The organism is Vibrio coralliilyticus ATCC BAA-450, from assembly GCF_000176135.1.
In the GTDB taxonomy this organism is placed as follows: domain Bacteria; phylum Pseudomonadota; class Gammaproteobacteria; order Enterobacterales; family Vibrionaceae; genus Vibrio; species Vibrio coralliilyticus.
Map to the genome: position 1 here is coordinate 864,357 of NZ_ACZN01000016.1, position 12,510 is coordinate 876,866.

A 12,510-nucleotide genomic window follows, 5' to 3' on the forward strand; every position below is an offset into this window, starting at 1 on the left:
AACTCATAAAAACAAAAGCTTAAGTGATAGATTTGTTATTCTAAATTTTTTAATAATTTATTTTACAAACGCATGTTTTAAATAACTGTATATCTGTAAAATATTTGTGGTTAATTGTTTGGTGATTTATTTAAATAAATCATTGTTGGAACAAATTGCCCAAATAAATCTCCAATAATTAGATAAAAGAGTTAATAGTTAATTTTCGGAAGAGAGGAGAATAATTTAACAACGTTAGCCTGTGTACGTTCGTACTCAAATTCCGAAAGTAGTGCGCATGTTTAGTTGATGAAGATACCGATGAAGCGAACCACTATGGTATTGCGATGCACAGAGTTGGTGCGACTGAGAAGTGGTTGAAATGGTAACTTATTGAATTATTTAAAATCCTAGTATGGCACTGGTTTTGCTCGTGTTCAAAGTCGCGAGTTAGAAAAGAATGTACAACAACGTCACGGGCAATGGAGCCTCCTTCACTAAAGCAGTGGAGGAGGCTTTTTTATTTCAAGGAGTGAGTGATGACAACGGAATGTATAAAGACAGCCTGTCCATATTGCGGAGTTGGCTGTGGGGTGAAAGTCGATAAAGGGAAGATTGTAGGTGACGATGCGCATCCTGCGAACAAAGGGGCGCTTTGTGTGAAAGGTTCAGCGTTAGCTGAGAGCCTCAATATGCCGTCTCGTTTGCTTTACCCTAAGTTCAATGGCAAAGAAATCAGTTGGGATGAAGCGACAGATGTGATTGCAGAAGCCATGAACAACTCAATACAAACGGAGGGTCCTGATTCTGTAGCGATGTATGTATCGGGCCAGCTTCTGACTGAAGATTATTATGTCGCAAACAAGCTGATGAAAGGCTTCGTTGGCAGTGCAAACATTGATACCAATTCACGGCTTTGCATGTCTTCCGCGGTAGTGGCACATAATCGTGCGTTTGGGGAAGATGTGGTGCCGGTCAACTATAGCGACCTAGATAAAGCTGAGCTCATTGTTATATGCGGCGCGAATACCGCATGGACGCACCCAGTTATCTTTAGACGTATCCAACAAGCAAGAGAAAAGAACCCAAAGCTGAAACTCGTGGTGATTGATCCTCGAAAAACGGTAACGGCTCAACAAGCGGATCTTCATCTTTCTATCCCCAACGATGCTGATATCGCGCTTTTCGACGGACTTATAAGGCATTGTATTGACACTGGTTGCTTGGATACTGAATTTATTGAGCGGAACACTTCAGGCTTCAACCAGTTAGCGGAAAAGCTGAAAAACTCCAAATTCACTCTCGCTCAACTGAGCGATACGCTCGGTATTGATAAACAATCACTGCTGACATTTTATCGCTGGTTCAGCGAAACGCGTAAAGTAGTTACGGTGTTTTGTCAGGGTGTAAACCAGTCACAAACTGGTTCAGACAAAGGTAATGCGATCATTAATGCGCATTTAGCCACTGGCTCTATTGGTATGGAAGGCGCAGGACCGTTTTCGATTACTGGCCAGCCCAATGCCATGGGTGGGCGTGAAGTTGGCGGGCTGGCCAATCAGCTGGCGATTCATCGCGGCTTCGACCAAGAATCGATTGACGTTATCAAAGCGTTTTGGCGCTCACCTGATATTGCGACCAAACCGGGATTGAAAGCAGTAGAGATGTTTGAAGCAGTTGAACGTGGTGATATCAAGGTTATCTGGATCATGGCGACGAATCCCGTGGTATCCATGCCGGATCATGACTACGTCCGTCGAGCATTGGAACGCTGCCCAACGGTCATTGTTTCTGACATCACGCCTGATTCGGATGTTGCGAAATACGCCAATCTCCTTTTGCCGGCCGCTGGCTGGGGAGAAAAGCAGGGCATGGTCACCAATTCAGAAAGACGCATAACTCGGCAACGTCGATTTATTCAACCACCTGGGTGTGCTAAGCCAGACTGGCAAGCGATTTGTGAAGTGGGCAAGAAGCTTTGTGAGCGAATGGAAATAGCAAACGGATTTGGTTTCTCCAATGAGGTGGAAGTATTTAGAGAGTTCTCCGCCATGACAGGATTAAATCAAGACTCATCGCTGATGCTTGATCTCTCTGAACATGCAGATATCTCCGAACAAGAATATGACGACTGGCGGCCGCAACAGTGGGGTAAAGACCAGCCATTTTCAGATGGAAAATTTAGCTTTCCTGATGGCAAGGCAAAATTTGTTGTCAGTGACCAGCTGCCAGAAGCTCAAGATCCGCACTGGTGGCTCAATACAGGTAGGCAGCGAGACCAGTGGCATACAATGACACGAACAGGGCACATTGCTCATCTGGCTGCCAGCGAATTGGAGCCTACAGTTTATATGAGCCAATTATCCGCCGATCTATTAGGTGCTAAAAAGGGTGAGTTGGTTAGGGTCGTGAACGGTGACAACAGCATACTGGCTAAAGCCACGATTGAAGACACCCTGCCGATAAAACAGCTGTATATGTCGATGCATTGGGCTGGAGATTATGCTGGAAATAGTCAAGTTAATGCGGTGGTAAGCCGCTTAGTCGACCCTCATTCTGGGCAGCCAGCTTTTAAGTCCAGTCGTGTTGAAGTATTGCCAGAGAAGATTGCTAGCTACGGTTTGTACATTGGTGCTCAGTTCTCTAAAGAGTCTTTTGCTTACTGTGCATTTCAGGCGGAAAAGCAGTCTGGCATTTGGCGATTTGCTAATACAAAACGCGTATCCAAGTCTTATGGTCAGAAATCTAACCAACAGAGGATCATGCTTGATCTGCCAGTAGGCTGGCTGGCTTTTGATTATGAAGAGACCTCAAGTTGCCGTATTGTCACTTCTATCCTTGTTGTCTCCCCTAAGCCTGTTGAAATTGACTACACCAAACTGATTGATTTGATGGGTAAACCACTGTCATTTGCTGAGCTAATTGCGGTTGCTTCGAGTGAGAAGTCCAGCCAACTGGTATGTAGCTGTTTTCGAGTTAGCGACAAACAGATTACTTCTGCTTTGGAGAGCGGTCGTTGTCACAATGTTTCCCAATTACAAAATCAGCTCAAATGCGGCACTAATTGCGGCTCGTGTATTCCTCAGGTTGAAGCGTTAGTGAATAAGCATAGTGCTAAGACAGCAGTGATGAAATAAAGGGGCATAAGATGAAATACGATATCAATCTAAGGGAAGGTTCATATTCAGATTTGAATGGTGCAAGCTTCAGCGAACACCGTCAACTGTATAACGATTCTTGTAAGCTACACAAACTTGACCGCTATCGAACAAAAGGAAAAGTCTATCTAGTTGGCGCTGGCCCAAATGACCCTGACTTACTGACCGTCAAAGCGTTAAAACTAATTAAGCAGGCTGATGTGGTGGTTTACGACCGCTTAGTCAATCGAGAGATCTTAGATCTAGCAGAAAAGGCCGAGAAACTGATCTATGTAGGTAAACGCTGTGGTCAGCCTAGTTTAAAACAGGAAGAAATCAGTCAGATTTTGGTGGATTTAGCAGAGTCTGGTTACATGATCGTGAGGCTTAAAGGAGGCGATCCTTTTATTTTTGGTCGTGGTGGTGAAGAAGGGCTACTGCTGGCGCAAAACAACATTGATTATGAAGTAGTACCTGGCATCACCGCCGCAATTGGTTGTGCAGCGGCGTCCTACATACCATTGACGCACAGAGCGTTGGCCCGAAGCGTGACGTTTGTGACGGGGCAAGTCGTATCAGGCGCGCTACCTGCTTGGGCTCAACTCGTATCGTCTGGGCAAACGTTGGTGTTTTATATGGGATTGGAAAAGGCCAGTGAGATACAAGATGGATTGCTCTGTCACGGTATGAGAGATGACTTTCCTTTAGCGGTAGTAACACACGGGTGTAGCTCTCAGCAGAAAGTCCATGTATCAAGCTTAAGCCGCCTAGCAAGTCTGTCAGAAGCGCTGAAAGGTGTGAGTCCGGCATTGATTATCTTGGGGGAAGTCGTCACACTTCGTGAACAACTTAACGCGACCGTAGAGTCGGTGATTTCTCAAGAGGTAACATGAGCATAATTCAGGAATGTATTCGAACGGTGGGTCGAGGTGAACGAGGCCGTAAGCCACTGACGTTTGATCAAGCTTTTCACGTCATGGATGATTACCTTGATGGACGATGCGACGATGATCAGATGGCTATGCTGCTGATGCTGATTCGAGTGCAAAATGAAACTCGTCAGGAAATTGCTGGCTTCGTAAAAGCATTTCAATCTCGCGTGCCTAACATTGGCGCCGATATTGATTGGCCATGTTACGCAGGTAAAAGAAAAGCCGCGGGTAAACCATGGCATCTGTTGGCAGCGAAAATACTGGCTGATAGTGGCAGAAAAGTGCTCTTGCACGGATATCATGATAGGCCCGCTGGGCGAGAGCATGCAGAAGATTACCTGAGTGTGCTGGATGTCAAAAAGGTTGAGTCCGCTGAGCACGCCAAGAATGTGCTCCAAGAAAGCAACATTGCATACTTACCACTCAAGTATTTCGCGCCTCAAGCTGAAACCATGATTGGTTGGAAAAATCGCTATGGTTTACGTACCCCGATTAACACCGTGGTGAGAGCGCTAAACCCAGGTGGTGCCAAGATTGGCATTCGTGGCAGCTTTCACCCCGGATTCCAGCAGTTGCATGCCGAGGTAGAGAGTGAAATCGGGCTGACTCGTCATGCGGTTGTGTCCTTCAAAGGCCAATCTGGGGAGTCCGAATATAACCCTAAGGTCAGTCAAACGGTTTGGATGAGTACGCCTTCCGGTGTGGAATCGCACTATTGGACGGAACAAATGCTCACAGACATTCCATTGCCTGATGAGTGCCCGTTATGTACGCCAGAGGAAGAGCTGAATATGATGGCAAACACCGTTGTTACCACAATGGCTAGCATTCTGTTTGCTGAAACGGGCGATAAAGACAAATCCTTTGAACAAGCGTATCAGCTATGGTCAAAACATTGTGAGTCTCGCTCATAAGCATTTTTTGAGTCCCTACCTAAGTTGACTTAATCACTCTGGCACATTCCTTGTTATGTCTCTTACAAGCAAAGAGATAAAACAAGGAATGTTATGCAAAAGAAAATCTCTAAAACTCCCACCATTGTTTGCTGCGATTCGCTGGAAGAACAAGCAAGGCTGACCACCTTATTGGCTCAGGATTATGACGATGTCATTGGATGTCAGCTAAGCCAATTTGAAGCCTTGTTGCAACGTGAGCCGGGTGCCAATGTTGTCGCGGGTTGGAAACAGCCCAGTGCGGAACTTCGTTTAATCATTGATGTTTGTCGCGAGAAACAGCGGCCATTACTCGTCGTGATTAAGCAGTTTTTATCCAATGATATTAATCGTTTACCAGAGCGTATGGATTACGTTTTGTTACCTGCCGATTCTGATCTTAGCCTTAAACCTTGGCTCGAACATGCCGCTATTGCGAGGGCATCATTGCTGGCGATGGAGTCTGAAATTGAATCCTTAGCAGGGAAACTGGAAGAGCGAAAAATGATAGAAAAAGCCAAAGGGTTGCTGATGAAAATGCATAATGTGGATGAAGAGTCTGCCTATAAAGCGATGCGAAAATCTGCAATGCAGTCGAGCCAGACTTTGGCTCAAGTGGCGAAAAACATATTGATCACTTTAGAAACCTTGAAATAGCGAACTACCTCTTTGGGGTTAGGCATAAATTTCCGTAATGGTGCAGTATGCACAACTTAATAGCATCAATCATTTTGACTAAATGCTTCAGGTTTGTAAGGTTATGAAATAAAAAGAAAAATAGTATTGGCACGTAACTTGGAATACATATTTTAGAAATTTGGTTCACACGCGATTCAACGTTACCAACGGCGGTAATGAAGGAATGCAACGGCGCTACTGCTCGAAAGAGCAGTAGCGCTTTTTATTTGGAGAAAGCGAATGAAATGGACGTCAACTTTTAAACAATCACTATTGGCTCTTCCCCTAGCATTATCGGTCTCTGTACCGTCTGCTTGGGCTGAACTCGGCGAGCCTGAACTGGAAGATCTCAAGTTTGGCTTTATCAAGCTCACTGATATGGCACCGCTTGCGGTTGCTTACGAGAAAGGCTTTTTTGAAGATGAAGGTCTGTATGTCACGTTGGAAGCGCAAGCTAACTGGAAGGTTCTGCTTGACCGTGTCATTGACGGTGAGCTTGACGGTGCGCATATGTTATCCGGTCAACCTTTGGGGGCAACGATCGGTATTGGAACGCAGGCAGAGGTCATTACAGCGTTCAGCATGGACCTAAATGGAAACGCGATCACGGTCTCTAATGATACTTGGGAAGAGATGAAGCCACACATCCCCAAACAGGCTGATGGAAAACCTGTTCACCCAATCAAAGCGGATGCACTCAAACCAGTTGTCGAAAGCTACCTTGATGAAGGTAAGCCCTTCAACATGGGGATGGTGTTTCCAGTCTCGACACATAACTACGAACTACGTTACTGGTTAGCTGCAGGCGGGATACACCCCGGCTACTACGCACCTGAAACGGGTGATAACAGCGGACAGGTCAATGCAGATGTATTGCTGAGCGTAACACCACCACCACAGATGCCAGCAACTATGGAAGCAGGAACCATTAAAGGTTACTGCGTAGGTGAACCTTGGAATCAACAGGCGGTGTTTAAAGGGATTGGCGCACCAGTGGTTACGGACTATGAAATCTGGAAAAACAATCCGGAGAAAGTATTCGGCGTGTCGAAGTCATGGGCAGAGAAATACCCAAATACCCACATACGGGTTGTGAAAGCCTTAATTCGAGCGGCACATTGGTTGGATGAAAATAACAACGCGAACCGAGACGAAGCAGTCAAACTGCTGGCGAAAAGCGAGTACGTTGGTGCAGATGCGGAAGTGATCGCGAATTCAATGACGGGCACGTTTGAATACGAAAAAGGCGACAAGCGAGCTGTGCCGGATTTCAACGTCTTTTTCCGTTACAACGCAACGTATCCTTACTACAGCGACGCCATTTGGTATCTGACGCAAATGCGCCGCTGGGGTCAAATCTCTCAGGAACAATCAGATGACTGGTACATGGATATCGCGAAAAAAGTCTACCGACCAGATATCTACCAGCAAGCAGCCGATGCGCTAATAGAGGACGGTGTTTTGGCAACGAAAGATTTCCCGGATTTCGCTAAGGAAGATGGCTTTCGAGCACCTCAAACCCATTTCATCGACAACATTGTTTACGACGGCCGCGAGCCTAATGCCTACCTCAAGAAATTCAGTATTGGTTTGAAAGGTAAAGACAAGGTTTAGAGGCAATGAAGGGGAGCAATCTGCTCTCCTTTAAAAGGAATTAAGAAGTAAAAGGAGTAACTATGCCTAGCAATGTCATATCGCTGGTTTCCAGCCCTAAGCTGGTGGCTAATAAAAGTAAACTGATTCTGTTCCCTCTGATTGGCATTCTGATGTTTCTCATGTTTTGGCACTTAAGCGCCCGTCAGGTCGAAACATCGCTCGGTACATTACCGGGGCCAGTTCAGACATATCATCAGTTTAGTAATCTGGTTAACGAACATTGGCAAGAGAGAGACAAAGAACAAGCTTTTATTGAACGTCAGGAAAAGCGCAACGCAGCAAAGTTGGCAAAGAATCCTGAAGCAAAAGTGAAGATAAGGCCTTATACAGGAAAGCCGACATTCTTTGACCAGATCATCACCAGCCTAATTACGGTGGCAGCCGGATTTTTGTTGGCGACACTGCTTGCCATCCCACTCGGGATAATGCTAGGTCTCAACCAAGGGCTTTATCAAGCATTTAACCCCATCATTCAATTACTAAAACCAGTGTCGCCATTGGCTTGGTTACCTATTGTCACCATGGTAGTGAGCGCGACCTATGTGAGTGACGATCCTTTGTTTGCGAAGTCTTTTATTAACTCACTACTGACGGTTGCTTTGTGTAGCTTATGGCCGACTTTAATTAATACTGCTGTAGGTGTTACGAGTGTCGACAAAGATCTGATTAACGTCAGCAAGGTACTGCAGCTCTCTTGGTGGCAGCATATCCGAACCATTGTTCTGCCTTCAGCTATTCCTATGATCTTCACCGGCCTAAGGTTATCGCTAGGTATTGCATGGATGGTACTCATTGCGGCCGAGATGTTGGCGCAAAACCCTGGGCTAGGGAAATTTGTCTGGGATGAATTTCAAAACGGCAGTTCAGCATCACTAGGGCGGATTATGGTCGCTGTTATTACGATTGGCTTTATTGGACTAATGCTCGACAGAGGAATGTTGCAGCTTCAGAAATGGCTTTCATGGAACAAACAGCAAGCGTTGCGATAAAAGGAATTAATGATGTCAAAACCACTATTAGATTTGACGCAACTTGGAATGCGATTCCCGACACCCAATGGTGAGTTTATCGCGCTGAAAAACGTCAACCTCCAAATTAATAAAGGCGAATTTGTGTCGCTGATTGGCCACTCTGGCTGTGGTAAATCAACGGTCCTCAACCTTGTCGCAGGGCTACATCTACCCACTGATGGTGGCGTGATTGTCGATAGCCGTGAAGTGAGCGGGCCAGGGCCTGATAGGGCTGTTGTGTTCCAGAATCACTCCTTACTCCCTTGGCTAACGGTATATCAAAACGTTGAGCTGGCGGTAAAGCAGGTGGCGGGTGGTAAAGGTAAGCACTGGATTCGCGAGCAAGTTGAGCACTACCTTGACCTGATTCAGATGACTCAAGCTGCAGATAAAAAACCGGATGAAATCTCTGGAGGGATGAAACAACGTGTTGGGATCGCTAGAGCACTGGCACTCAAGCCAAAAGTCTTGCTTATGGATGAGCCGTTTGGTGCGTTGGATGCACTAACACGCGCACGCCTTCAGGACTCATTAATGAGTATTCAGGCGGAGCTAAACAATACCGTGATCATGATTACTCACGATGTCGATGAAGCTGTGCTGCTTTCAGACAAGATAGTCATGATGACCAACGGGCCCGCGGCAACCATTGGTGAAGTTCTGGAAATTGAACTTCCTCGCCCACGAAATCGCGTGGAACTCGCTGAAAACCCTGTTTATCAGCGCTATCGTCAATCTGTTTTGAAATTCCTGTACGAAAAACAATCGAAACAAGAGTCACCAGCAGATAAGAAAAAAGTAAACAGCAAACCTGCACCTGCGAAGACAGCATAAGGAAGTGAGTATGGAACATGTAGTGATTGTCGGTAATGGCATGGTCGGCCACCACCTTGTCGCACAGCTCGTCGAGCGTGGGGCGCATTTGGAAAAGAAGATCACCGTGATTGGTGAAGAGAGGTTTATAGCCTACGACCGAGTTCAATTGTCGTCTTTGTTTTCGGGAAAGTCTCATCAGGATCTAATGCTGAGTAGTGAGGAGTGGTATCAGAGACACGGGATTGAGTTGGTTTTGGGTAGTCAGGTGACTTCTATCGATAAGCAGGCTAAACGTATCGTACTGGATGGCGAAGATATTCTTGGCTACGACCAGTTGGTGCTTGCGACAGGTTCGTATCCTTTTGTTCCACCAATTGAAGGCAAAGACAGAGAAGACATCTTTGTTTATCGTACCTTGGAAGATCTTTCTCAGATCAAACAAGCGTGCCAAGGGGCGAAAACAGGTGCAGTTATTGGCGGTGGATTGCTAGGTCTGGAAGCCGCAAATGCGCTAAAACTGCTTGGAGTTAAGACCCACGTTGTGGAATTTGCACCACGCTTGATGCCAGTCCAGCTCGATGACGGAGCGGGCACCGTGCTAAAAGAAAAAATCGAAGCCATGGGGCTGAGCGTTCACAACTCAATGATCACAGAAAAGATCTGCGATGGCGAAACCGCTCGGCATCGTTTGGTGTTCAAAGATGCTGAACCATTGGAAGTGGATGTCATTGTGTTTTCCGCAGGCATACGGCCACAAGACGCACTTGGTCGGGAAGCTGGGCTCACATTGGGGGAGCGAGGTGGCATTGTGATTGATGATGAATGTCAGACAAGCGACGCAAGCATCTACGCCATTGGCGAGTGTGCATTGTGGCAACAAAAGATTTATGGGCTGGTTGCCCCCGGATACGCCATGGCGCGGGTAGTGGCAGACAAGCTCACAGCACGAGAAACGACAGGATTTACGGGCGCTGACATGAGCACCAAGCTCAAACTGCTTGGTGTCGATGTGGCGTCGATTGGTGATGCTCATAAGACGACGGAAGGCGCACAGGAGATGATCCTGCAAGACACGGTGTCCGGTGTTTACAAAAAGCTAGTTGTCGATGAAACGGGTAAATTTTTGCTCGGGGCTATCTTGGTGGGTGACAACTCAGACTACGATGCGCTACTGCAATGCTATCTCAATCAAACTGAACTCCCTGATCACGCTGCCAACCTCCTGTTTGATACCAGTATGCTGCAAGGAGAAATGAACGATACAGCGATCATATGTTCCTGCCACAACGTTTCCAAAGGCGATCTAGTGTCAGCCATTCAGGCTGGTGCACATGATTTAGATACTCTGAAAACTCAAACCAAGGCAGGGACAGGCTGTGGTGGCTGTAGCAATATGGTTAAGACAGTACTGGATGCTGAGCTGATGGCGATGGGTGTTGAAGTCAATAACCATGTCTGCGAACACTTTGAAATGTCTCGACAAGAGATGTTTCATATTTGTCAGGTCGAGCAAATCAAAGACTTTGACACTTTATTGAGAAAGCATGGCAAAGGCTTAGGATGTGATCTGTGCAAACCAACCGCAGCATCAGTCTTTGCCTCGCTCTGGAACGAACACATAATGGAGCCTCAACACAGTGCGCTTCAAGACTCGAATGACGCTTTCATGGCAAACCTACAGAAAGACGGCTCATATTCGGTCGTCCCTCGGGTTGCGGGTGGTGAGATTACACCGGAGAAGCTCATTGTACTGGGTGAAGTTGCGCAGAAGTTCGATTTGTACACCAAGATCACTGGCGGTCAACGAGTCGACCTTTTTGGTGCACAAGTGGAGCAGCTACCGGAGATCTGGCAAACACTGATCGATGCAGGCTTTGAAACGGGTCACGCCTATGGGAAGTCACTTCGCACAGTAAAATCTTGTGTAGGATCAACATGGTGTCGCTATGGCGTTGATGACTCTGTAGGGTTAGCTATCGAATTGGAGAACCGATACAAAGGCTTGCGAGCGCCACATAAGATCAAGTTCGCAGTTTCAGGGTGTACGCGAGAATGTGCAGAAGCGCAAAGCAAAGACATTGGCGTTATCGCTACAGAAAAAGGTTGGAACCTTTATGTGTGTGGTAATGGGGGGATGCGCCCAAGACATGCTGATATATTGGCTTCAGACCTGACTAAAGAGCAGTTAGTACAACTCATTGATCGGGTGCTGATGTTTTATGTCAGTACTGCTGACCGATTACAACGAACCTCAGTGTGGATGGAAAACCTTGAAGGTGGCCTTGAGTATCTGAAACAAGTGGTAATCGAGGACTCATTAGGCTTGTGTGACTCACTCGAAAGCCAAATGCAGCATATTGTCGAAACCTACCAATGTGAGTGGAAGAGTACACTGGAAAATCCGGATAAGCTCAGCAAGTTCCGTCCGTTCATCAATGATGATTCTACGAGCCAAGCGCTCCCTTACCAGCGAATCAGAGGACAGCGAATTCCAGTTAAGGAGGAGCTATGATTACCGAACAGAAACTAAAAATATGCCGATTGGATGACCTAGTACCCTACGAAGGTAGGGCTGCATTAATTGATGGCGAACAAGTGGCGCTTTTCCGAATTCCTGATAAAGGCGTTTTTGCGATACAAAACTGGGACCCGATAGGTAAGGCTTACGTCATGAATCGAGGCATAGTCGGTGATGTTAAAGGAGAGCTGTGTGTGGCTTCTCCCCTTTATAAGCAGCATTTCAGCCTAAAAACAGGTGAATGTATTGAACAACCAGACGTAAAGATTAAATGTTGGCCGGTGGAAGTTGACGAAGGAGCTGTGGTTTTATTTTAGCTAAGCAGAGCAGGGGCTCGGCCTCTGCTCCATTTCATATTGGCGCATCGGCATTAAGTCAATGGTCTGCTTGATGTTTTCCCAATCCGTTTCTTTGCCCCAACGCAACTTTTCTGAACCGTCTTTGCCAATCAATACTGCAGTATGTGTACCCGGCTCAACATCATAGACTCTGAACATACTTAGCAAGTTAAACTCGTTCTTAACCCAAGATGGAATGGTAAACCCATCTTGAGTAACGACTAAAGTAATAACGTCGCGGTCGGATAGTTCGCATTCATTGATTAGGGTCTCAAGCAAAAACTGCTTCACATGTTCGTCGTTGGTTGGCGCAAAGTAAATTACGCTTCTGTGGGCCCATTTCGGTGAGTAGGCGGGGTAACTCCACGCAAGTCCAATACTCTGAATAAGCAATAGAGTGATAATCAAACAGCGCATAGTTGGCCTCCGTGAAACAAGAGTTGAGCTTCTAAACCTCAATCACTTTCTACGTTAAGTGTAGGTGGTAAGCTCACCATTTACCTGAGTAATATGT

At 46.3% G+C, this 12,510-nt stretch carries 10 protein-coding genes; 9 read left to right on the forward strand and 1 reads right to left on the reverse strand.

Annotation, left to right across the window (positions count from 1 at the left end; all coding sequences use genetic code 11):
• Positions 1 to 518 precede the first annotated feature (518 nt).
• The 9 genes from VIC_RS15090 (at position 519) to nirD (ending at position 11,975) form a co-directional block, all read left to right on the forward strand.
• Positions 519 to 3,116: a nitrate reductase gene (locus tag VIC_RS15090; RefSeq protein WP_039951995.1), complete on the forward strand. Its 2,598-nt coding sequence runs from the start codon at positions 519 to 521 to the stop codon at positions 3,114 to 3,116.
• A gap of 11 nt (positions 3,117 to 3,127) precedes the next feature.
• Complete coding sequence (gene cobA, locus VIC_RS15095; protein ID WP_006960857.1) at positions 3,128 to 4,009, forward strand: uroporphyrinogen-III C-methyltransferase; 882 nt, start codon at positions 3,128 to 3,130, stop codon at positions 4,007 to 4,009.
• A complete protein-coding gene (locus tag VIC_RS15100; protein WP_039951997.1) occupies positions 4,006 to 4,962 on the forward strand; it encodes a glycosyl transferase family protein in 957 nt (318 codons plus the stop codon). The genes cobA and VIC_RS15100 overlap by 4 nt, the downstream gene beginning before the upstream one ends.
• 93 nt (positions 4,963 to 5,055) lie before the next feature.
• Positions 5,056 to 5,637, forward strand: coding sequence for an ANTAR domain-containing response regulator (locus VIC_RS15105; protein ID WP_006960859.1), 582 nt, complete (start codon positions 5,056 to 5,058; stop codon positions 5,635 to 5,637).
• A 261-nt stretch (positions 5,638 to 5,898) separates the two neighbouring features.
• Complete coding sequence (locus VIC_RS15110) at positions 5,899 to 7,272, forward strand: CmpA/NrtA family ABC transporter substrate-binding protein (RefSeq protein ID WP_006960860.1); 1,374 nt, start codon at positions 5,899 to 5,901, stop codon at positions 7,270 to 7,272.
• Between the two features lie 62 nt (positions 7,273 to 7,334).
• Positions 7,335 to 8,303: an ABC transporter permease gene (locus tag VIC_RS15115; RefSeq protein ID WP_006960862.1), complete on the forward strand. Its 969-nt coding sequence runs from the start codon at positions 7,335 to 7,337 to the stop codon at positions 8,301 to 8,303.
• 12 nt (positions 8,304 to 8,315) lie between these two features.
• Positions 8,316 to 9,158: an ABC transporter ATP-binding protein gene (locus VIC_RS15120; protein ID WP_006960864.1), complete on the forward strand. Its 843-nt coding sequence runs from the start codon at positions 8,316 to 8,318 to the stop codon at positions 9,156 to 9,158.
• Between the two features lie 10 nt (positions 9,159 to 9,168).
• Positions 9,169 to 11,652: a nitrite reductase large subunit NirB gene (nirB, locus tag VIC_RS15125; RefSeq protein ID WP_006960866.1), complete on the forward strand. Its 2,484-nt coding sequence runs from the start codon at positions 9,169 to 9,171 to the stop codon at positions 11,650 to 11,652.
• Positions 11,649 to 11,975, forward strand: coding sequence for a nitrite reductase small subunit NirD (gene nirD / locus VIC_RS15130; protein ID WP_006960868.1), 327 nt, complete (start codon positions 11,649 to 11,651; stop codon positions 11,973 to 11,975). The genes nirB and nirD overlap by 4 nt, the downstream gene beginning before the upstream one ends.
• On the opposite strand, the gene VIC_RS15135 is transcribed toward nirD, so the two are convergent.
• A complete protein-coding gene (locus VIC_RS15135) occupies positions 11,976 to 12,413 on the reverse strand; it encodes a DUF4174 domain-containing protein (protein ID WP_021455888.1) in 438 nt (145 codons plus the stop codon).
• Positions 12,414 to 12,510: the final 97 nt, after the last annotated feature.

Bases quoted from the DNA above. Each gene is read 5' to 3' on its own strand.
- VIC_RS15100 (WP_039951997.1), top strand. From the start codon at position 4,006: ATGAGCATAATTCAGGAATGTATTCGAACGGTGGGTCGAGGTGAACGA.
- VIC_RS15135 (WP_021455888.1), bottom strand. From the start codon at position 12,413: ATGCGCTGTTTGATTATCACTCTATTGCTTATTCAGAGTATTGGACTT.
- cobA (WP_006960857.1), top strand. From the start codon at position 3,128: ATGAAATACGATATCAATCTAAGGGAAGGTTCATATTCAGATTTGAAT.
- VIC_RS15110 (WP_006960860.1), top strand. From the start codon at position 5,899: ATGAAATGGACGTCAACTTTTAAACAATCACTATTGGCTCTTCCCCTA.
- VIC_RS15105 (WP_006960859.1), top strand. From the start codon at position 5,056: ATGCAAAAGAAAATCTCTAAAACTCCCACCATTGTTTGCTGCGATTCG.
- nirB (WP_006960866.1), top strand. From the start codon at position 9,169: ATGGAACATGTAGTGATTGTCGGTAATGGCATGGTCGGCCACCACCTT.
- VIC_RS15120 (WP_006960864.1), top strand. From the start codon at position 8,316: ATGTCAAAACCACTATTAGATTTGACGCAACTTGGAATGCGATTCCCG.
- VIC_RS15115 (WP_006960862.1), top strand. From the start codon at position 7,335: ATGCCTAGCAATGTCATATCGCTGGTTTCCAGCCCTAAGCTGGTGGCT.
- nirD (WP_006960868.1), top strand. From the start codon at position 11,649: ATGATTACCGAACAGAAACTAAAAATATGCCGATTGGATGACCTAGTA.
- VIC_RS15090 (WP_039951995.1), top strand. From the start codon at position 519: ATGACAACGGAATGTATAAAGACAGCCTGTCCATATTGCGGAGTTGGC.